This window comes from Stenotrophomonas sp. JC08, from assembly GCF_052180205.1.
GTDB lineage: Bacteria > Pseudomonadota > Gammaproteobacteria > Xanthomonadales > Xanthomonadaceae > Stenotrophomonas.
This window is the reverse complement of the sequence record NZ_CP197473.1, coordinates 2,621,713-2,642,546: the sequence shown is the minus strand read 5'-3', so window position 1 is coordinate 2,642,546 and position 20,834 is coordinate 2,621,713. Positions and strand designations below refer to the sequence as shown.

General features: G+C 69.1%; 13 protein-coding genes. 12 read left to right on the top strand and 1 reads right to left on the bottom strand.

The window, feature by feature from the left end; translation table 11 throughout:
• The first annotated feature begins 22 nt into the window (after positions 1-22).
• Both lptF and lptG read left to right on the top strand, forming a co-directional pair.
• On the top strand, positions 23-1,105 hold the full coding sequence (gene lptF, locus ACSBPQ_RS12090) for an LPS export ABC transporter permease LptF (protein WP_442682381.1): 1,083 nt from the start codon (positions 23-25) through the stop codon (positions 1,103-1,105).
• Complete coding sequence (lptG, locus tag ACSBPQ_RS12085; RefSeq protein WP_442682380.1) at positions 1,102-2,205, top strand: LPS export ABC transporter permease LptG; 1,104 nt, start codon at positions 1,102-1,104, stop codon at positions 2,203-2,205. Before lptF ends, lptG begins: the two co-directional genes overlap by 4 nt.
• Positions 2,206-2,219: 14 nt before the next feature.
• On the opposite strand, the gene ACSBPQ_RS12080 is transcribed toward lptG, so the two are convergent.
• Complete coding sequence (locus ACSBPQ_RS12080; protein ID WP_442682379.1) at positions 2,220-2,684, bottom strand: RDD family protein; 465 nt, start codon at positions 2,682-2,684, stop codon at positions 2,220-2,222.
• Positions 2,685-2,893: 209 nt separating this feature from the next.
• On the opposite strand from ACSBPQ_RS12080, the gene ACSBPQ_RS12075 reads away from it, so the two are divergent.
• The 10 genes from ACSBPQ_RS12075 to ACSBPQ_RS12030 all read left to right on the top strand — a co-directional run bounded on the left by ACSBPQ_RS12075 (position 2,894) and on the right by ACSBPQ_RS12030 (position 20,811).
• Positions 2,894-3,685 (top strand): DsbC family protein, encoded by a 792-nt coding sequence (locus tag ACSBPQ_RS12075; protein ID WP_442682378.1) that lies wholly within the window; start codon positions 2,894-2,896, stop codon positions 3,683-3,685.
• Between the two features lie 133 nt (positions 3,686-3,818).
• Positions 3,819-7,700: a phosphoribosylformylglycinamidine synthase gene (gene purL, locus ACSBPQ_RS12070; RefSeq protein WP_442682377.1), complete on the top strand. Its 3,882-nt coding sequence runs from the start codon at positions 3,819-3,821 to the stop codon at positions 7,698-7,700.
• Positions 7,701-7,888: 188 nt separating this feature from the next.
• Positions 7,889-8,752, top strand: a complete 864-nt coding sequence (locus tag ACSBPQ_RS12065; protein WP_442682376.1) for a glycosyltransferase family 2 protein — start codon at positions 7,889-7,891, stop codon at positions 8,750-8,752.
• Positions 8,749-9,585 carry a glycosyltransferase family 2 protein gene (locus ACSBPQ_RS12060; protein WP_442682375.1) on the top strand — a complete coding sequence of 279 codons (837 nt, stop codon included), beginning with the start codon at positions 8,749-8,751 and terminating at the stop codon, positions 9,583-9,585. Before ACSBPQ_RS12065 ends, ACSBPQ_RS12060 begins: the two co-directional genes overlap by 4 nt.
• Before the next feature lie 307 nt (positions 9,586-9,892).
• Entirely contained in the window at positions 9,893-10,351 is a 459-nt protein-coding gene (gene bcsD / locus ACSBPQ_RS12055) for a cellulose biosynthesis protein BcsD (protein ID WP_442682374.1), read from the top strand.
• A 22-nt stretch (positions 10,352-10,373) separates the two neighbouring features.
• Positions 10,374-10,694, top strand: coding sequence for a hypothetical protein (locus tag ACSBPQ_RS12050; RefSeq protein ID WP_442682373.1), 321 nt, complete (start codon positions 10,374-10,376; stop codon positions 10,692-10,694).
• 91 nt (positions 10,695-10,785) lie between these two features.
• On the top strand, positions 10,786-12,936 hold the full coding sequence (bcsA, locus tag ACSBPQ_RS12045; protein ID WP_442682372.1) for a UDP-forming cellulose synthase catalytic subunit: 2,151 nt from the start codon (positions 10,786-10,788) through the stop codon (positions 12,934-12,936).
• Positions 12,933-15,245, top strand: a complete 2,313-nt coding sequence (gene bcsB, locus ACSBPQ_RS12040) for a cellulose biosynthesis cyclic di-GMP-binding regulatory protein BcsB (protein WP_442682371.1) — start codon at positions 12,933-12,935, stop codon at positions 15,243-15,245. Before bcsA ends, bcsB begins: the two co-directional genes overlap by 4 nt.
• 2 nt (positions 15,246-15,247) lie before the next feature.
• Entirely contained in the window at positions 15,248-16,417 is a 1,170-nt protein-coding gene (bcsZ, locus tag ACSBPQ_RS12035; RefSeq protein ID WP_442682370.1) for a cellulose synthase complex periplasmic endoglucanase BcsZ, read from the top strand.
• Positions 16,399-20,811: a cellulose synthase subunit BcsC-related outer membrane protein gene (locus tag ACSBPQ_RS12030; protein WP_442682369.1), complete on the top strand. Its 4,413-nt coding sequence runs from the start codon at positions 16,399-16,401 to the stop codon at positions 20,809-20,811. The genes bcsZ and ACSBPQ_RS12030 overlap by 19 nt, the downstream gene beginning before the upstream one ends.
• Positions 20,812-20,834 lie beyond the last annotated feature (23 nt).

Below are 20,834 nucleotides of genomic sequence, written 5' to 3'. Positions count from 1 at the left end.
GAGAGTTTAAACCACCGACCCCATGGCGAAGCTTGACCGCTACCTGCTGAGTGACTTCATCCAGAGCTTTCTGGCCACTTTGACCGTTCTGCTGGTGGTGAGTGTCGGCGGGGTGCTGGTGGACATCCTCGGCCGCATCGCCGATGGCCGCATGCCCGCCGGGCTGCTGCTGTCGCAGCTGGGCCTGCAGTTCATCGCCTACCTGCCGATCATCCTGCCGCTGGCGCTGATGCTGGGCCTGGCGCTGGCGATCGCGCGGCTGTACCGCGATTCGGAGATGGCGGTGCTGACCGCCATCGGCGTCGGTCCGAAACGGTTGCTCAAGCCGATCCTGCTGCTGGTGGTGCCGGTGGTGCTGCTGGTGGGGATGTGCTCGTTGTGGCTGGGACCGTGGGCCGGGCGCACCGCCGATGCGATGGTGGAAAACGCCAGCCGCTCGATGGTGGTGGCCGGGCTGGAGCCGGGGCAGTTCACTCCGCTGCCGGGCGGCGGCATCGTCTACCTGGCCTCGCTCAGCGAGGACGGGACGCGGATGGGCAAGGTGTTCATGCAACGGCAGAAGGACGGCCGCATCGACGTGGTATCGGCCAATCACGGCTCGATGTTCTTCGAGGGTGAGCGGCGGCGCTTCCTGCGGCTGGAGGATGGCTACCGCGTCGAAGGCCCGGAGAACGGCGAGCTGGACTACCGCCTGATGCGTTATGCCAGCAACGAGGTCGCCTTGCCCGACCGTGATGAGCCGCGTGACCAGGACGATCCGGAGATGCTGCCGACCCTGCGACTGCTCGGTGATGACCGTCCGGAGGCGCGGGCGCAGCTGCATGCGCGCATCACCCCGCCGCTGCTGGCGCTGGCATTCGCGCTGCTGACCCTGCCGCTGGCCCGCAGTGCGCCACGGCAACAGCGTTACGGCAGCATCATGCTGGCCTTCCTGGCCTACGTGGTGGGGGTCAGTCTGATGATCAGCGGCCAGCAGTGGCTGGCCACCGGCAAGCTGCCGCTACAGGCGGGGCTCTGGTGGCTGAGCCTGCCGCTGCTCGGGCTGGCGCTGTGGCTGTATTTCCGTGACGGCCAGCTGTCGCGTCGGCGGAGGGCGGCGGCATGAAGCTGACACCGCGTATCCACGATCTGTACATCGGCCGCACCGTGCTGTTGACGGTGCTGGTGGTCTGGATGGTGCTGCTGGGGCTCGATGCCACCCTGGCGCTTTCCGGCGAGGCCAAGAACATCGGCACCGGCAGCTATACCTTCGGCCATGCGGTGGCCTGGGCCGCCTATACCGTGCCGCGCCGTGCCTACACGCTGTTTCCGATGGCGGCGGTGATCGGTGCGCTGATGGGGCTGGGACAACTGGCCGCGACCTCGGAACTGACCGCGTTGCGTGCGCTGGGGCTGTCACGGCGGCGGATCGCGGTATCGGTGGCGATCGCGTTGTCGCTGCTGACCGTGGTGATGGTGGTCAATGGCGAAACGCTGTCGCCGTGGGCACAAAACCGCGCCGATGTGCTGAAAAACAGCGCGCGCTGGAATACCGATATGGCGATGGCCCGCTACTCCGGCCTGTGGGCGCGTGAGGGCGACAGCTTCCTGAACGCACAGACCGGCGAGGAGCAGCTGACCAGTGACGGCGGCACCCGGCTGGTGCTGCACGACGTGCGCCTGTATCAGCTGGACCCGGATGGACGGCTGGAAACGCTGACCCACGCAAAGAGTGCACGCCACGACGCCGATGGCTGGGTACTGGAAAATGTGCGGCATGACCATTTCGGCGAGCGCTCGGTCACGCGGACAACGGCCGAGAGCGAACCGTGGGACTCCCGGCTCGACGCGACCGCGCTGGCGGCCGGGCTGGCCAAGCCGCGCAACCTGTCCGTGGCCGAATTGCGCACCAGCATCGAATACCGCCGCCGCAACGGGCTGGATGCGCGCGACTACGAGGACACCTACTGGGGCCGCTGGTTCTATCCGTTGAATGTGCTGGCGCTGTGCCTGGCGGCGGTACCGTTCGCCTTCGGCTCGCTGCGCAGCGGCGGCATGGGCAAGCGCCTGTTCATCGGCATGCTGTTCGCGCTGGGTTTCCTGCTGCTGCAGATGTTCTTCAGCCGCATGGCCGGCGCGCTCAAGTTCGACTACCGCATCGCCTATGCGTTGCCGCCGGTGTTGATGCTGCTGATCTCCCACTGGCTGTTCCGCCGCCGTCGATAGCGGCGGCGGTCGGGCTACTGCTTGGGCACAAACACCAGCCGGGTACCGCTGAGGCGGTCGTGCAGCGTGCGCCGCTCGGGATCGAACAGCACCCACCAGAAGCCCAGTCCTGCACAGGCCAGTGACAGGGTGGCAAGCACGTAACGCTTCCACAGCTGCGCCATGGAGGGGGTGCCGTTGTCAGCGCGCAGGTGCAGCCGCCAGGGGCGCATGCCCAGCGTCTGTCCACCGTAGCGCCAGCTGAGTGTCGCGTAGACACCGGTGCTGGCCCAGCACGCCAGCCACAGCAGCCACTGCAGGGCGCTGAGCGGTGCGATGTTTTCCCGGGGCGGATGACCGGCAACGGTGTAGGCGACGGTGAACAGCGCCGACACCAGCATCCACAGGGCGAGGGCGGGCCAGAAGTCGTAGAACAGCGCAGCCAGCCGGCGCAGCAGCAGGGTGGGCGGGCGATTGCGGGGGGAGTTCGGTGCGGTCATCGGGAAAGCATAAAGGCTGGCGCTCGCCGGGTGGACCGCGCACGTCGCAGGCACCGGATGTCGCCAGGTGGCGACAAGCCGTCTCCGTAGCGGTGCCGCCAGATGCACGGGGGCGCCTGCGTCTGCCATCTGGCCGGTGATCCCGCGGACGGTGCCGGTGCCGGGGTGTGCGAGAATCCCCGGGTTTTCCGTCTGCACCTGGACCCTACATGCAACGAATCGTCATTGCCGCGCTGCTGGGCGCGATCAGCCTCTCCGCCTGCGCCCAGCCGGCGTCGCCTGCCGCGACCACGGTCGCCACTTCGGCCACGGCGGCAGCGCCGGTGTCTGAAGACGCCGCCGCCAAGCGGGTGCGCGATGCGCTCAAGCAGCTGGACCCGAATTTCAATCCCGATTACGTCGGTGCCGCGCCGTTTCCGGGATTCCGGGAAGTCATCGTGTCCGGGCAGGTGATGTACGTCAGCGACGATGGCCGCTTCCTGATGCAGTCCCAGCCGTATGACATCGAAAAGCGCGGCATGGCCACCAGCGAAGGCCTGCTGGCGTACCGCCGCAAGCTGCTGGCCACGCTCCCGCACGCGGACCGGATCGTGTTCGCGCCGCCGAACGCCAGGCACACCATCAGCGTGTTCACCGATACCGAGTGCGGCTACTGCCGCAAGCTGCATCAGGACATCGCCGAACTCAACCGCAACGGCATTGCCGTGGAATACCTGGCGTTCCCGCGCATGGGCCTGGGCAGCAAGGACTACACCGACATGGTCTCGGTGTGGTGCGCGAGCGACCGCAAGGCCGCGTTGACCGCCGCCAAGGGTGGTGCCGTACCGGCGGCGAAGAACTGCACCAACCCGGTGGCGATGCAGTACACGGTGGGCCAGCAGTTGGGAATCAACGGCACGCCGGCGATTTTCGCTGCAGATGGCAGCCAGTTGGGCGGTTATCTGCCCCCGGCACAGATCAAGGCCGCGCTGGACCGGCTGCCGGCGGGCGGCGCCCGCTGAGGCGGAAATCCCGTTGTAATGGCCGCCGTTCCCACCACGTGGGCGGCGGCCGGGTCGATGAGCAGTGGAGGAGCCGGCCGGGCGCCGGCTCCGGTACAATGGCGGGCCCGATTCCCACCATGGTCTCCCGGACATGATCGTCCTCGAGGGCGCAGCTGCCCTTTCGTCGTTCCGCCGCGAACGTCTTGAATCCCGCCTGCAGTCCATCGCCGCCGATCTGCGTATCACCGGTGCATGGCACGTCTACTTCACCCAGGCCGCCGATGCCGGCGCGGTCGACCGGGAAACGCTCGGTCGCATCCTGCAGGGCCAGCCACAGGCCAGCGAACGGGCCGATGGCGCGGTGTCGCGCTATGTGGTGCCCCGGCTGGGCACGCTGTCGCCGTGGTCGAGCAAGGCCACCGAGCTGGTGCGTGGCGCCGGTTTAGCGATCGAGCGCGTCGAGCGCGGTACCCGCATCGACCTGGCCGGCTGGCCGTCCGATCCGGCACAGCAGGCCGCCGTGGCCAAGCTGCTGCACGATCCGATGACGCAGTCGCTGCTGGCCGATATCGACCAGGCGCAGGCACTGTTCAGCCACCCGGCGCGTGGCGCGCTGGAGCGGATCGCGCTGGCGGATCTGGAAGACGCCAACAGGCGCCTGGGTCTGGCGCTGGCCGATGACGAGATCGACTACCTGCGCCAGCGTTATGGCGAGCTGGGCCGTGATCCGTCCGATGTCGAACTGATGATGTTCGCGCAGGCCAATTCCGAGCACTGCCGCCACAAGATCTTCAACGCCAGCTGGACCATCGATGGACAGGAGCAGGACCGCTCGTTGTTCAAGATGATCAAGCACACCCACCAGCAGACCCCGCAGCACACGTTGAGCGCGTACAGCGACAACGCTGCGGTGATCGCCGGGGAGCCGGCCGCGCGCTACCGCCCGGATCCGGCCAGCGGCCAGTACCGCAGCGAGGCGGTGGTGCCCAGCGCGTTCCAGATCAAGGTGGAAACCCACAACCATCCGACCGCGATCGCGCCGTTCCCGGGCGCGGCGACCGGTGCGGGTGGCGAGATCCGCGACGAAGGCGCAACCGGCCGTGGCGGCAAGCCCAAGGCCGGCCTGACCGGCTTCTCGGTCTCGCACCTGCGCATTCCGACTTTGCCGCAGCCGTGGGAAGCGCCGCGTGCGCTGAACCCGCGCATGGCGCCGGCGCTGGAGATCATGCTCGACGGCCCGCTGGGCGGTGCCGCGTTCAACAACGAGTTCGGCCGTCCGAACCTGCTGGGCTATTTCCGCAGCTTCGAACTGCCGGAAGGCGATATCACCCGCGCCTACGACAAGCCAATCATGCTGGCCGGCGGGCTTGGTGCGATCGACCGCGTGCAGGTGGACAAGCTGCAGCTGCGCGATGGCGATGCGGTCATCGTGCTCGGCGGCCCGGCGATGCTGATCGGCCTGGGCGGCGGCGCGGCCTCGTCGGTGGCCTCGGGCGAGAGCGCCGAGGACCTGGATTTCGCCAGCGTGCAGCGCGAAAACCCGGAAATGGAACGCCGCTGCCAGGAAGTGATCGACCGCTGCGTGGCGATGGGCGCCGACAACCCGATCAAGTTTTTCCACGACGTCGGCGCCGGTGGCCTGTCCAACGCCATTCCGGAACTGCTGCACGACTCCAGGGTCGGCGGCGTGATCGACCTGGGCAAGGTGCCGACCGACGATCCGTCACTGTCGCCGCTGGAACTGTGGTGCAACGAGTCGCAGGAACGCTATGTACTGGGCGTGGCGCAGGAACGGCTGGCCGAGTTCGCCGCGATCTGCGCGCGCGAGCGCTGCCCGTTTGCTGCGGTTGGCATTGCCACCACGGCAGAACATCTGGTGGTCGCCTACGGTGCCACGCCGGGCAACATCCCGGCCGATGCGCCGATCGACCTGCCGATGGACGTGCTGTTCGGCAAGGCGCCGAAGATGCACCGCGATACCGCACATCCGCCCGCGCCGCGCTGGCCGCAGCTGAAGACCGCCGGCATCGATCTGCGCGAGGCGGGCCTTCGCGTATTGGCGCACCCGACCGTGGCATCGAAGAATTTCCTGGTCACCATCGGCGATCGCAGCGTCGGCGGGCTGACCGCACGCGAGCAGATGATCGGCCCGTGGCAGCTGCCGATGGCCGATGTCGCCATCACCCTGGCCGGGTTCGACACCTATGCCGGTGAGGCGATGGCGCTGGGTGAGCGCACGCCGCTGGCGCTGCTCAATGCCGCCGCCTCGGCACGCATGGCCGTCGGTGAGGCCATCACCAACCTGTGCGCCGCGCCGGTGCTGTCGCTGGAGACGGTCAAGCTGTCGGCCAACTGGATGGCCGCCTGCGGCCACGACGGCGAGGACGCGCTGCTGTACGACGCGGTCAAGGCGGTGGGCATGGAGCTGTGCCCGCAGCTGGATATCAGCATCCCGGTGGGCAAGGACTCGCTGTCGATGCAGGCGCAGTGGCAGGCAGATGGCAAGACCGAAAAGTCGGTGTCGCCGGTGTCGCTGGTGATCAGCGCGTTTGCGCCGGTGGCCGATGCACGCCAGCAGCTGACCCCGCTGCTCGACCGCGAAACCGACAGCGAGCTGTGGCTGATCGGGCTGGGCGCCGGCAAGCAGCGCATGGGCGGTTCGATCCTGGTGCAGACCCAGGCCGACCACAGCGCACTGCCGGCCTTCGGCGGCGAAGTGCCGGACCTGGACGACCCGCAGCGCCTGCGCGCCTTCTTCGAACTGATCAACGATGCGCGCGAGGCCGGCCTGCTGCTGGCCTACCACGACCGCAGCGACGGCGGCGCGTTTGCCACCCTGTGCGAAATGGCGTTCGCCTCGCGTCTGGGCCTGGACATCGTGCTCGATGCCTGGGGCGATGACCCGTTCCGCAGCCTGTTCAACGAGGAGCTGGGCGCGGTGGTGCAAATTGCCAAGGAAGACCGCGCCGCGTTTGCCGATCTGGTCGAACGCCACGCGCTGACCGAATGCGCGCAGCGCATCGCCCGGCCGAGCACCGCGCCGGTAGTGCGCGTGCAGCTCGATGGCCAGAGCCTGGTGGAATGGCGCTGGGAAGAGCTGTTCGACGCCTGGTGGTCGGTGACCCATGCGATGCAGAAGCTGCGTGACAACCCGGAAATGGCCGACCTGGAGCGGGCCATCGCGCGTGATTTCAACGCACCGGGGCTGAAGCCGAAGCTGACGTTCGATCCGGCTGAGGATGTGGCTGCGCCGTACATGGCTGCCGGCACCCGCCCGAAGGTGGCGATCCTGCGCGAGCAGGGCGTCAATGGCCAGATCGAGATGGCCAACATCTTCGAACGCGCCGGCTTCGATGCCTTCGATGTGCACATGAGCGACCTGATCGAAGGCCGCGTGCAGCTGTCCGACTTCCGTGGCATCGCCGCCTGCGGTGGCTTCAGCTACGGCGACGTGCTCGGTGCCGGCCGTGGCTGGGCGACCTCGATCCTGGAGCGTCCGGCGCTGCGCGAGGCGTTCGCCACGTTCTTCGCCCGCCCGGATACGTTCGCGCTGGGTGTGTGCAACGGCTGCCAGATGATGAGCCAGCTCAAGGACATCATCCCCGGCGCCACGCACTGGCCGAAGTTCCTGCGCAACGCCAGCGAGCAGTTCGAGGCGCGTACCGCACTGCTGGAAGTGCAGGAGTCGCCATCGATCCTGCTGCAGGGCATGGCCGGCTCGCGCCTGCCAGTGGCGGTGGCGCACGGCGAGGGCCGTGCCGCGTTCGACAGCGCCGCCGACCAGGCCGCAGCCGGCATCGCGCTGCGTTACGTCGATGGCGATGGCAAGGTGGCCACGCAGTACCCGCTCAATCCGAACGGTTCGCCCGACGGCATCACCGGGCTGACCACCACCGATGGCCGCGTCACCATCCTGATGCCGCATCCGGAACGCACCCCGCGCACGATCAACCTGAGCTGGGCGCCGTCCAGCTGGGGTGAGGATTCGCCGTGGCTGCGCATGTTCCGCAATGCGCGGGTGTGGTGCGGCTGAGCCGCACCACCAGCAACATCACCTGCAGGAGCGACGCGAATCGCGACCGGGCTTCACCGGGAAAACCTTGTCGCGACTTGCGTCGCGCCTGCAGGGCGGCTGTCCGCTGCTAGAGTTCGTCGTGTCAGCACGAGGACGACACCGGCGATGACCACTTCCGTATCACCCGTTCCATGCAGGGCGCACGCATGAGCCTGCCGGTAATCCTGTTGCCGGTGGGCGTGGACGATGTCGCGCTCGATGCCTGCCTGGCCGCTCTGGAAGGTTCCACACCGGCCGGCACACCGGTGTGGCTGGCCGATGATGCACGTGGCGGACCACGGGTGCAGACGGTGATCGAATCGTGGTTGGCGCAGACGCGGCTGCAGGCCGAATACACGCGTCGCCCGCGCGGTATCGGCGAGTCCATGCACCTTGAGCAGATGCTGCAGGCCTGTGGCGATGCCGACGTGGCGGTGCTGGCGCCGGATGCGCTGCCGTTGACGGGCTGGTTGCAACACCTCGCCGACTGCCTCGCGCGCGATGCCTCCATTGCCACCGCGACACCGTGGAGCAATGCCGGCGAGACGGTGGCGTGGCCCCGCACCGGTGAGCTGAATCCATTGCCGCAGGAACCGGCGCGGCTGGCCCTGGCCTGTGCGTCGATGCCGCTGCTGCATCCGGAGTTGCCCTCGGCCATCACCCATGCAGTGCTGATCCGCGGCAGTGCGCGGCGCCGTGCCGGTGGCCTGGATACACAGAGCTATGCCTCGTGGTACGCCGCGCTGGTGGACCTGAGCCTGCGCATGAGTGGCTTGGGCTGGCGCAATGTGCTGTGTGACAACGCCTTTGTCGCGCGCTGCGGCGAAGGCCAGCCGGCCGACGGCGACATGGAGGTGCTGGGCAGCCGCTGGCCGGTCTGGACCACACGGCTGGCCGCCTTCCTGATGGACGACCCACTGGCGACCCATCGCGCGCAGCTGCAGCAGTTGTGCGCACAGTCGATAATCGACGCTGCCCAGCGCGACCTGTTCGAGGCCTGTGCTTTCCTTCCAGGCGTGGAGCCGGTGTGAGCGATTCGATTGCCGTTGTTGTCGTCAGCTACCAGAGCGCGAGCACGCTGGACCAGTGCCTGCAGCGGCTGCGGGAAGCGCGCGATGTGACCGAGATCCGCGTGGTCGACAATGCATCCGATGACGGCTCGCTGGCCATCGCCCAGCGGCATGCACTGGCTGATGCGCGCGTGCGCTTCATCGCCAATCCGGATAATCCCGGCTTTGCCACCGCCTGCAACCAGGGTGCAGAAGACAGCAGCGCGGCGTGGCTGGCGTTCGTCAACCCGGACCTGATGGTCGAGACGGACACGCTGGTACGGTTGCGCGAACTGGGACAGCCGCTGGGCGATTGCCTGCTCGGCGTGGAACAGGTGGATGAAAACGGCCAGGCCGATGCGGCGGTGCGCCGCCGTGATCCGGATTTTGCGGCGATGCTGCGGCATCCGGGGCGTGGCTCGCGGTTGGCGGTGCCCGCCGATCCCGCGCAGCCGTTGCAACCGGTGCAGGCGCTGTCCGGCGCGTTGCTGCTGCTGCCGCGGCAGCTGTTCCAGCGGCTGGGCGGCTGGGATGCCGGCTATCGCCTGCATGCCGAGGATCTGGACCTGTGCCGGCGCGCGCGCGAGGCCGGAGCCACGGTGGCGATCGCCAACGGCTTGAAGGTGCTGCATGTGCGCGGGGTGTCCAGCCGTTCGCGTCCGTTTTTTGTCGAATGGCACAAGCATCGCGGGCTGTGGCGCTATTTCCGCAAGTTCGAGGCGCCACGGCGTCCGCTGCCGGTAAGGTTCGGCGTGTGGTGTGCGATCTGGGCGCATGCGGTCGTGCAGGTTCCCAGGCTGCTGCGCCGTCGATAACCGGTTCGCCTGGCCGGCTTTCCTGGTGGGGCCGCCGCCCATGCCGGTGCGGCGTCTTCATTTTTCCGGCATTTCCGACGCCACCCCGCAAAGGCGGTGCCATCTGGCCGCCGCTCTCTTACGGTCGTGTGTTTAGCTGTGCCATCCCCGTGGAAAGATGATGGCGCGGCGGCATGGGTCTGTCGCGTCGGTTGCTCCATGGGTCGAGATTGAAAGTGTGATCTAATCCGTAATTCTTTTTGTGGTTCGCGAGAGAGGGCGGGATGGGCTGCGTAGGCAAGGTGGCGGTGCACAAGGGGGTGATCCGGTGAATCCGGCAGAGTTGCTCGATGGTTACCGTGACCGTTCCTGTGCCCGGCAGTGGCGCGGTTTCCTGCGCGCGATGGCGGTCGAGTTCGACCAGGCGCTGCCGGATGAAGAGTCGGCACGCCTCATGGCGCGTATCGGCCAGCGTTTTGCCGACGCCCATCCATTGCCGCCCGCCGCCACGGTCGAGGCCCTGCAGGCGTCGGTCAATGCCGTCTGGAGCGGATGCGAGTGGGGATGGGCGGCGTTCGAGGAACGCCATGACCAACTGCGCATCGTGCATGCCGGCTCGCCGTTTGCCGTGGCGCTGGGGCCGGGCAACGGCTGGCAGCATGGCTTCCTCGAAGGCGCCTACCGTCACTGGTTGCGCGCTGCCGGTATGTTGGCCGTTCTCGATGTCCGCCATCTGGCGACGGAGAACCGCGACCTTTCGATCTTTACCGTTGCGCGGGTGTTCTGACGATGGAAAAGGTGTGTGTGGCATGAGCAGGGATCATTCGATGGGCCCCCCGGGATGCGACGATGACGTGGCGGGGCTGTTCATGAAGCTTGGCGACGGCAAGAGAAGGCCGGAGTACCGGGATTTCTCCGAGGCCGCTCTGCCCCAGCCCACGGCGGCCGCACGACCGGCCAAAGCGGCGGCGGACGTGCTGATTCCGCAGGAAGCGGGTATGCCCCCGGCCTCGGTTGCTGGCGTCGCTGTGGCAGCGGACACGCCGCTGTCGCAGCTGTTCCGCAGGCTTGCCGAGACCGGCGGAGCCATCGCGGATGACAGTCCCCTGATCCGGCTGCGCGGGCAGTAGGCGAAGGGGCTCCAACGCCGGGCAGGGACGCCGTGGAGGCGGGCCCGGACCGGCATGGCCGCCCCGACCGGGCGGCGCAGAGGGAAAAACCATGAGACTTTCGATCAGACCCGAGGGCTCGCAGGCTCTGGCCCGCGTTGCTTTGGCCGCACTGGTGCTGGTGGGCGGGCTGTTTGGCGCGTTCGTCGTCACCGTGCCGCTGAACGTGGCGCAGCAGTTGCTGTTCTCGTTGGCGGTGTTCGTCATCGGCCTGTGCCTGCGCCGTGCCAGCAACCGCATCGTGCCGCTAGTGCTGATGGGGCTGTCGCTGGTCATGTCCAGCCGCTATATGTGGTGGCGCCTGACCGAAACCATGGGCATGGGCAGCTTGGTCGACCTGACCCTGGGCTTCGGTCTGGTCATGGCCGAGGTCTATGCGTTCGTGGTGCTGGTGCTGGGGTATTTCCAGGTGGTCTGGCCGCTGCACCGTCGCTCGCTGCCGTTGCCCGAGGACCAGTCACAGTGGCCGACGGTGGACGTGTTCATTCCCACCTACAACGAGCCGCTGTCGGTGGTGCGCACCACCATCCTTGCAGCGACGGTGATGGACTGGCCGGCCGACAAGCTGAAGATCCACCTGCTCGACGACGGCCGCCGCGAGGAATTCCGCGCATTCTGCGAGGAAGTGGGGGTGAACTACGTCACCCGCACCAACAACAACCACGCCAAGGCCGGCAACATCAATGCCGCGTTGAAGAAGAGCGACAGCGAATACGTCGTCATCTTCGACTGCGACCACGTGCCGACACGTTCCTTCCTGCAGATGTCGATGGGCTGGTTCCTGCACGACGCGCGGTTGGCGGTGGTGCAGACCCCGCACTATTTCTTCTCCGCCGATCCGTTCGAGCGCAACCTGGGCACCTTCGGCAAGGTCCCGAACGAGGGCGAGCTGTTCTACGGACTGCTGCAGGACGGCAACGACACGTGGGACGCCACCTTCTTCTGCGGTTCGTGCGCGGTGATCAAGCGCGCGCCACTGGAGGAAGTGGGCGGCGTGGCGGTGGAAACGGTGACCGAGGACGCGCATACCGCCATCCGCCTGCACCGCGCCGGCTACCGTAGCGCGTACATCCCTGTGCCGCAGGCCGCCGGCTTGGCTACCGAGAGTCTTTCGGCGCACGTGGGCCAGCGCACGCGCTGGGCGCGCGGCATGGCGCAGATCTTCCGCGTCGACAATCCGCTGCTGGGCCGCGGCCTGAGCCTGATGCAGCGCCTCTGCTACACCAACGCGATGCTGCACTTTTTCTACGGATTGCCGCGCATCATCTTCCTCACTGCGCCACTGGCCTTCCTGTTCTTCGGCGCGCACGTCATCCATGCCTCGGCGCTGATGATCTTTGCCTATGCCCTGCCGCACCTGGCACAGGCCAGCCTGACCAACCTGCGCATTCAGGGCGCGCACCGCCACCTGCTGTGGAACGAGGTGTACGAGACGGCGCTGGCTTGGTACATCCTGCGGCCGACGCTGATGGCGGTGATCAACCCGCGGCTAGGCAAGTTCAACGTCACCGCCAAGGGCGGCCTGGTCCACAAGAGCTATTTCGACGCGCAGATCGCCCGCCCATACCTGTTCCTGCTGCTGCTCAACCTGGCCGGCGTGGTCGCCGGCATCGTCAGGCTGGTGCTGGCCGACAGCAGTGGCGAGGTCAACACCATCTGGCTCAACCTGGGCTGGACCTTCTACAACATGATCATGCTCGGCGCGGTGATTGCCACCTGCAGCGAGCAGCGCCAGATCCGCCGCGCCCATCGCGTGCCGCTGGAAATGAAGGCGGTGCTGCATTTGCCCGACGGCCAGGCGCTGCCCTGCAGTACGGTCGATTTCTCCACTGGCGGCATGGCCATCCGCCTGGACCTGCCGCAGCCGATACCGCCGGACATAGCGGTGGAGATCGAACTGCGTCATCGCCAGCGCAGCCACCGCCTGCCGGCCGTGGTGCGCCACGACCGCGACGCGCAAGGCCTGAGCCTGCAGTTCAGCGAACTGAATATCGAGCAGGAGCGCTGGTTGATTGCTTCCACCTTCGCCCGCGCCGACATCTGGGTCTCGCTATGGGGCCGGCACGAACGCGACACCTTCCTGCGCTCGCTGTCCGACGTGCTCCGCGCCAGCCTGCGTGGCTTCCACCGCTTGGGCCGATTCGTCATCACCAGGGGGCGGCATGACGGCCAGTCCCAGCCCGCTCCCGGAGAAACCGCATGAAGCATTGCCTGCACACACCACTGATCTCTGCCGCGCGGGCGCGCTGCGCTTCGCTGGCGTTCGCCTTGACTCTGCTGGCCGGTGCCGCCCACGCACAGGTGCCGGTCACCGCGCCGCCGCCGGGCCTGCAAGCCGAGCCCGCCGCCGCTCAGCCGGTGCCGGGGTTGCCGCTGCAGCGCAGCCGCTCCACGCTCAAGCAGCTGGGGCTGGATTACGAGGTGACCCTGCGCGGCATCCAGGGCACGGCCGGCATTCCGTTCTCGATCCGCAGCGACCAGGTCGTCGACCACGCCGCGCTGCACCTGAAATACACCTATTCGCCGGCGCTGCTGCCCGACCTGTCGCACCTGCGCGTGACCGTCAACGACGTGACCGTGGCGACGCTGCCGGTATCGGTGGAGGAGGCTGGCCGGCCGGTCGAGCGCGATGTGGCCATCGACCCGCGCCTGGTGACCGACTACAACCGCGTCAACCTGCAGCTGATTGGCCATTACACCCGCGAGTGCGAGGACCCGGACCACACCAGCCTGTGGGCCAACATCGACAGCGCCAGCTATCTCGAACTGGGTTGGTTGCCGCTGCCGCTGAGCAACGACCTGGCGCTGCTGCCGGTGCCGTTCTTCGACTCGCGCGACACCCGCCGGCTCGAACTGCCGTTCGTGTTCGCCGGGCAGCCGGCCAATGGCCAGCTGCAGGCCGCGGGCATCGTGTCCTCGTGGTTTGGCGCGCTGGCCGGCTACCGTGGCGCGATGTTCCCGGTCTCGACTGGCGTCTTGCCGGTACGCGGCAATGCCGTGGTCGTGGCGACGCCGCGCAACCTGCCGGCCGGGCTGGTGCTGCCCGAGGTGGCCGGGCCGACGCTGGCGGTGGCGACCAACCCCAATGATGCCGGTGGCAAGCTGCTGCTGGTGCTAGGGCGCGACGACGCCGAACTGCGCGCGGCAGCCACCGCGCTGGCGCTGGGGGCACCGTTGTCCGGCGCCAGCGCCACCCTGCGCGAGGTCAAGGAGGTCGCGCCGCGCAAGCCCTACGACGCGCCCAACTGGGTGCCCAGCGATCGCCCGGTGCGTTTTTCCGAACTGGTGCGCAGCACCAGCGAGCTCAACGTTGTCGGCTACAACCCGGACCTGATCCGCATCGGCCTGCAGCTGCCGCCGGACCTGTTCGTGTGGCGCAAGGACGGCATCCCGGTGGACCTGCGCTATCGCTACACCCTGCCCGAAGGCGCGGACAAGTCGGCGCTGAACATCAGCATCAACGACGCGTTCGTCACCACGCTGCCGCTCAACGGCCGGCCGCTGGCCACCTCGGTGCCGCGGCAGATGTGGCAGAAGCTGGGCGCACGCGGCGCGATGCCGATCCAGCAGCCGCTGCTGCTGCCGACCGGGCCGCTGTCGGCCAGCAGCCAGCTGCGTTTCCACTTCTTCTTCGACCGCCCGCGCGCGGAGGAATGCAAGAACACCTTCCCGGACGTCTCGGCTTCGATCGACGATTCCTCCACCATCGACCTGAGCGGCTTCGCGCACTACATGGCGATGCCAAACCTGGCCGCCTTCGGCAATGCCGGCTTCCCCTTCACGCGGATGGCCGACCTGTCCGAAAGCGCGCTGGTGATGCCCGACAACGCCAACGGCGACGACGTGGCCAATGCACTGGCGCTGCTGGGGCGCATGGGCGCCTCGACGGGCTACCCGGCGCTGCGCACGCGTTTCATCCAGGCGCGGCAGGTCGACGAACACGCCGACCAGGACCTGCTGGTGCTCGGCTCGCGGCGCAGCCAGCCGCTGTTCGCGCGCTGGGCCGAGGTGATGCCGGTTGGCGACGGCGCACAGATGCGCGGCTTCAGCCTCTCCGACTGGCTGTTCAACAAGATGCCGGCCTTCCTTTCCGCGGACGCGCGCCGTACCGACCTGCCGACGGTGGCCGAGGTCGGCCTGCGCCCGGAGCCAGGCGACCTGCTGCTGATGGGCTTCGAATCGCCGTTGCGCAAGGGGCGCAGCGTCGTGGCGCTGATGGCCGACGAACCGGGCCATGTCAGCCGCCTGTTCGAGGCGTGGTTCGATCCCGAGCGCCTGCGCGACTTTCAGGGCAGCGTGGTCCTGCTGCACGGCGAGAAGGTGCGCAGCCTGGCCGGCAACCAGACCTATTACGTCGGCGAGCTGCCGCCGCTGCTGGCCCTGCGCTGGTTCTTCGCGCATCACCCGCTATGGATGGCGCTGGGCGTGGGGCTGGCGTGCCTGTTGCTGGCGATGCTGGCCGGCTGGCTGCTGCGCCGGCATGCGCGCGCGCGCCTGAAGGTCGCGGGCTGAGCATGGGCGAGGACGGTCCGGCCATGCTGTCCCGGCGCGACGTCCTCGGCCTGGTGGCCGCGGCGGCGGGGCTGGCCGCCTGTCCGGCGCGGGCGGCGGCGATCGCCTGCGGCACGCCCTGGCGCGACTGGCACGCTTTCGTGCAGCGGCACGTGCAGGACGACGGACGGGTCATCGATTTTTCCTACCCGGACCAGCGCAGCACGTCCGAGTCGCAGTCCTACGCGCTGTTCTTCGCGCTGGTGGACAACAACCCGGTGCTGTTCGACCGCATTCTGGCGTGGACGCGCCGCCACCTGTGCGGCGGGCGCCCGGACCTAAACCTGCCGGCGTGGCTGTGGGGACGCGCCGGCGACGGGCAATGGCGCGTGCTCGACGGCAATACCGCTTCGGACGGCGAACTGTGGATCGCCTACGCACTGCTCGAGGCCGGCCGCCTGTGGAACCGGCCCGGGCTGGCCCAGGCCGGGCGCCAGATCCTGGGGCTGATGCGCAGCGCCGAAGTGGTCGAGCTGCCGAAATTCGGCCCGATGCTGCTGCCGGGAAACCGCGGCTTCGTGCACCGTGACCGCTGGATCCTCAATCCCAGCTACCTGCCGCTGTTCGCGCTGCGCCGGTTCGCCGCGGTGGAGCCGCGCGGTCCTTGGGCGCGATTGGCCGAACGCAGCGTGGCGATGTTGCGCGCGGCCTCGCCGACCGGTTTCGCGCCGGACTGGATCGCCTGGAACGGCGAGGCCTTCGTGGCCGATCCATCCAAGGGCGCGGTGGGCAGTTACGACGCTATCCGCTGCTACCTGTGGGCGGGCATGACCGATCCGGGCGAACCGCTGCGGCGGCAACTGCTCGACGCGCTGCCGGGCCCGGTACGGCTGCTGCGCGCCCAGGGCGGTTTCGCCGAGAAGATCCAGACGCGCAGCGGTTCCGGTACCGGCGCCGCGCCGGCCGGCTTCTCCGCCGCGCTGCTGCCTTACCTGTCGGCACTGGGCCAACCGGCCATGGCCGCCGCGCAGGCCGCCCACATTCCGGCGCCAGGCCCCGCGGCCGACGCCCTTGGTTATTACGACCGCGTCCTGGTGCTGTTCGGGCGCGGCTGGATGGATCGCCGTTTCCGTTTTGCTGCCGATGGGCGCCTGCTGCCCGCGTGGAGTCACACATGTTCCGCAAAAACCTGAAACCCCTCTGCCTGCTCGGCTTGTGCGTGCTGACCGCCCCGGCATGGAGCCAGAACGCCGCGTCCACGCAGCAATTGGTCAACCAGGGCAACTACTGGCTCGACCAAGGGCGCGAGGATCTGGCCGCCGATGCATGGCGCAAGCTGCTGGCGGCCGACCCGGCGCAGCCCGATGCGCTTCTGGGTCTGGGCATGATCGACCTGAACCAGGGGCGCCGCGGCGACGCGCAGCGGCGCCTGCAGCAGCTGCAGGCCAAGCACCCGTCGGCGGCGCAGACCGCGCGGCTGCGTGCGGCGCTTGCCGGTGGCGGCGCCGCCGCCGGCGCGGGCTCGCTGCAGGCGGCGCGCGGCGCGGCCGCGGCCGGCCGCTATGCCGAAGCGATCAAGGCCTACGACGAAGTGTTCGGCGCCGGCGGGCCGCCGGACAACCTCGCGCTGGAGTATTACCAGGTACTGGCCGGCACCCAGGATGGCTGGGCGCGCGCGCGCGACGGCCTGCGCCGGCTGGTGGCTGCCGACCGCGACAACGGCGCCGCCGCGCTCGCGCTGGCGCAGGTGCTGACCTACCGTGAACCGAGCCGGCGCGAGGGCATCGCCCAGCTCAGGACGCTCAGCCAGCGCCAGGACACCGCCGGTCCGGCGCGCGCCGCCTGGCGCCAGGCGCTGCTGTGGCTCAACGCCACCCGTGCCGACGCGGCGCTGTTCCAGGCCTTCCTCGAACAGCAGCCGAACGACCGTGAAATCGCCGCGCGGCAGGCGCAGCTGCGCGACCAGGCAGCGCGTGCGGAAGCGGCGCCGGATCCGAACCAGCGCCTGTTGGGCGAGGGTTTCCGCGCTCTGCAGGCCGGTACCCTGGATGTGGCCGAGGCGCGTTTTGCCCAGGTGCTGCGTGCGCAGCCGAAGAATTCCGAGGCAATGGGCGGGCTGGGCTCGGTGCGGCTGCGCCAAGAGCGTTTCGGCGAGGCCGCCGAACTGCTGCGCCCGGCGGCATCGGCCAACGGCAAGTGGCGCAGTGCGGCCAACGCCGCGCGCTACTGGCTGGTCCTGCAGGAGGCGCGCCGGCAACCGGGGCCGGAGGCGGTCGCGAAGGTGCGCGAGGCCATCGCCCTGCAGCCGAAGGAACCCACCGGCCATGTACTGCTGGGCGACCTGCTGGGCGCCAGCGACGCCGCCACGGCCGAGGCGAGCTACCGCAGGGCGCTGGAGCTGGATGCCGGCAACGCCGGTGCGCTGCAGGGGCTGGGCGGCCTGCTCGGCCGTCTGGGGCGCGCCGACGAGGCGGCGGCGCTGTTCGACCGGTTGACCCCGGAACAGCAGGAACGCGCCGGTGGCGCAGCGATGCTGCGGGCCAACCTGGCCCGCGCCCGTGCGCAGCAGGCGATCGCCTCGGGCAGTCTGGAGATGGCGCAGATCGAACTGGAGGATGCCGTGCTGCAGCAGCCGCGCGATCCGTGGCTGCGACTGGAACTCGCCCGGCTCTACCAGCGGCAGGGACGCCCGGACCAGGCCGATGGTCTCATGGCCGGCCTGCGCGCGCAGGACGAAAGCTCGCCGCAGGCCTTGTTCGCGCAGGCGTTGTTCGCGCGCGAACGCAACGACTGGAACGGCGCCTGGGCGCTGCTGGAGAAGATCCCGGCGGCATCGCGCGATGCGGAGATGAGCGCGCTGCACGACACCGCCTGGGTCCAGCTGCAGGCCGCTCAGGCGCGCACGCTGGTGCAGGGCAACCGGGTCGGCGAGGCGCAGTTGCTGCTTGCCCGGACCGAATCGGCATTGGGCCCGCGCGCTGCCCAGCCCGCCATCGCGGCGGCGCTGGCGGGTGCCTATGCGGACATCGGCAGCCAGCAGCGCGCGCTGGCGCTGGCGCAGCGGTTGATGCAGGGCAACCCCGGCGTGGAGGAGCGCCTGCAGTACGGCCAGGTGCTGCTGCGCGCACGCCAGGACGCCGAACTGGCGGCCCTGCTGCGGCAGCTGGGCGAGGCCGATCTCACTGCGCCCCAGCTCAAGCGCCTGCAGGAGCTGCGCAGCGCCTATGTGCTGCGCCAGGTTGACGCGCTGCGCGAACTCGGCAACCTGGAAGGCGCCTACGAGGTGCTGGCACCGGTGCTGGCGCAGCAGCCGCAGGATCCGCAGACCATCGCCGCGCTCGCGCGCCTGTATGCCGCGGCCGGCGATCATGGCCAGGCACTGGCGCTGTACCAGCAGCAGCTGCAGCTGGCCCCGGGCGACGTCGATGGGATGGTGGCCGCGGCCGGCAGCGCCGCGGCGATGCGCGACCTGGGGACCGCTGAGCAGTACCTGGAGCAGGCGCTGGCGCAGTCGCCGCAGTCGCCGGAAGTGCTGGCCGCGGCCGGCCGCGTGTACCGCTCGGCGGGCAAGAACCGGCGTGCCGAGAGCTACTTCAAGGCGGCCATCGCCGCCGCCGCGCGTGGTGCCGGGCAACTGGACAATGGCTATCCGCGCGCCAGTACCGCCCTGGCCGGCGGTGGCCGCGCCTTCAATCCCTTTGCCGGCATCACCCGCGGCAATACCCGGCCGGTCGCCCTGCGCGCCGATCCCGCGCCGCTGCCGACCAGCGCCGCCGCGCTCGCCGGCAATGCGCCGCTGGCTGCGGCGGCCCTGCCTGCGCCGCAGATCGGTGCCGATGGCCTGCCGGCACCGGTGCTGGCGCTCGCCGCCGCTCCCGCCGCGCCGGTGCCGCAACGCGCCGTGGCTTCCGCCTCGATGACCGGCCCACTGTCGGCACCCGCGCCGGTGCGCGGCGTGATCGATGAACTGCGCGAACTGCGCGCCGACAACAGCAGCGCGCTGGCAGCCGGCGCTGCTTACCGCAGCCGCGACGGCGAGGCCGGGCTGGGGCAGCTGGCCGATCTGCAGGTGCCGCTGGAAGCCCGCTTCGCCGTCGGCGACGGCAAGCTCCAGGTCTCGGTGACGCCGACGGTGCTGGATGCCGGCCGCGCCTACGCCGCCTACGCCTCCAGCAGCCGTTTCGGCGCAGGTCCGCAACTGGCCCTGTCCGGCGCGCTCGCCGCCGACCGGGCTCCGGTCGACGACCTGGTCGGATCGTCGCTGTACCAGACCCTGCTGACCAACGGCGCCACCACCGCGACCCGCAACCTCATCTACGAGCGTGCGCTGGACAACGGCCGCTACCAGGAGCTGTTCAACCAGACCGACGCCACGCTCACCGCGGCCGAGCGCCGTCAGGCCACGCTGGAACTGCTGTATGCCGATCCGCTGCCGGACTACATGCTCGGCCGCGACCTAGGCAATACGCCGATCGCCGACATCGCCCGGCAGGTACTCGGCAACAGCGCTCTGCTGCGTGGACTCAGCGCGGCCGAACAGGCCCAGTTGAAGGCCCTGGCTGGCGGCAGCAGCGCTTCGCAGACCCCGCTGGCCTTCCAGGACACGCTGTACGCGATGGTGGCCAATGCCGCCGGCGCGCGCCGCCTGGGGTCGCAGGATGCCAGCGGCGCCGGCGTGTCGGTCGGGTTCCAGCAGGGCGGCTTCAGCGCCGATGTCGGCACCACGCCGCTGGGCTTTGGCGAATCCAACATCGTCGGCGGCCTCGGTTACCGCGGCCAGATCGGCGACACCCTGACCTGGTCGGGCGAAGCTTCTCGGCGTGCGGTCACCGACAGCCTGCTGTCCTTCGCCGGCGTGAGCGATCTGCGCAACGGCCTGCAATGGGGGGGCGTCACCGCGACCGGCGCACGCATGGCCGCGACCGTCGACAACGGCCTGCTCGGTGGCTACGCGAGCCTGGCGTGGCATCGCCTGCAGGGCACCCACGTGGCCGACAACGACCGCCAGGAACTGGGCGCCGGGGTCTATGTGCATGCGCTGGAAACGGCGAACCAGTCGCTGACCGCGGGCCTGAACCTGACCGCGATGCAGTACGACCGCAACCTCAGTGGCTTCACCTATGGCCACGGCGGCTACTTCAGTCCGCAGCGCTACGTCGACGTGAGCGTGCCGCTGCATTGGAACGGGCGCGACGCCGCGCAGCGCCTGGCCTGGCAGATCGATGCCAGCGTCGGCGTACAGAGCTTCAAGGAAGACCCGGCGGATTACTTCCCGCTGGACCCGGTGATGCAGCAGGAGGCCTACGATGCAGCATCGCTGGCGGCGCTGCTGGGCCTGACCCCGCGCTATGTGGCGCCGGTCTATGACGGCCAAACCAAGACCGGCGTGTCCTACAACCTGAGTGCAGCGGCCGAGTGGCAACTGTCCTCGCAGTTGTTCCTGGGCGGGCGCATGGAATTCAACAATGCCCGGGACTACCGCCAGCTCGGCACCAATCTCTACCTGCGTTTCCTGCTCGACCGTCTTGGCTCGGGCCTGGGCAAGCAGCCGCGGCCGCTGCGCTCGCCCTACGCTGGCGACGAATAAACGTCCATGCGCGCGCCCGGCCC

Excerpts from the sequence above, each read along its gene's own strand:
- lptF (WP_442682381.1), top strand. The coding sequence starts at position 23 with ATGGCGAAGCTTGACCGCTACCTGCTGAGTGACTTCATCCAGAGCTTT.
- lptG (WP_442682380.1), top strand. The coding sequence starts at position 1,102 with ATGAAGCTGACACCGCGTATCCACGATCTGTACATCGGCCGCACCGTG.
- ACSBPQ_RS12080 (WP_442682379.1), bottom strand. The coding sequence starts at position 2,684 with ATGACCGCACCGAACTCCCCCCGCAATCGCCCGCCCACCCTGCTGCTG.
- ACSBPQ_RS12075 (WP_442682378.1), top strand. The coding sequence starts at position 2,894 with ATGCAACGAATCGTCATTGCCGCGCTGCTGGGCGCGATCAGCCTCTCC.
- purL (WP_442682377.1), top strand. The coding sequence starts at position 3,819 with ATGATCGTCCTCGAGGGCGCAGCTGCCCTTTCGTCGTTCCGCCGCGAA.
- ACSBPQ_RS12065 (WP_442682376.1), top strand. The coding sequence starts at position 7,889 with ATGAGCCTGCCGGTAATCCTGTTGCCGGTGGGCGTGGACGATGTCGCG.
- ACSBPQ_RS12050 (WP_442682373.1), top strand. The coding sequence starts at position 10,374 with ATGAGCAGGGATCATTCGATGGGCCCCCCGGGATGCGACGATGACGTG.
- bcsA (WP_442682372.1), top strand. The coding sequence starts at position 10,786 with ATGAGACTTTCGATCAGACCCGAGGGCTCGCAGGCTCTGGCCCGCGTT.
- bcsB (WP_442682371.1), top strand. The coding sequence starts at position 12,933 with ATGAAGCATTGCCTGCACACACCACTGATCTCTGCCGCGCGGGCGCGC.
- bcsZ (WP_442682370.1), top strand. The coding sequence starts at position 15,248 with ATGGGCGAGGACGGTCCGGCCATGCTGTCCCGGCGCGACGTCCTCGGC.
- ACSBPQ_RS12030 (WP_442682369.1), top strand. The coding sequence starts at position 16,399 with ATGTTCCGCAAAAACCTGAAACCCCTCTGCCTGCTCGGCTTGTGCGTG.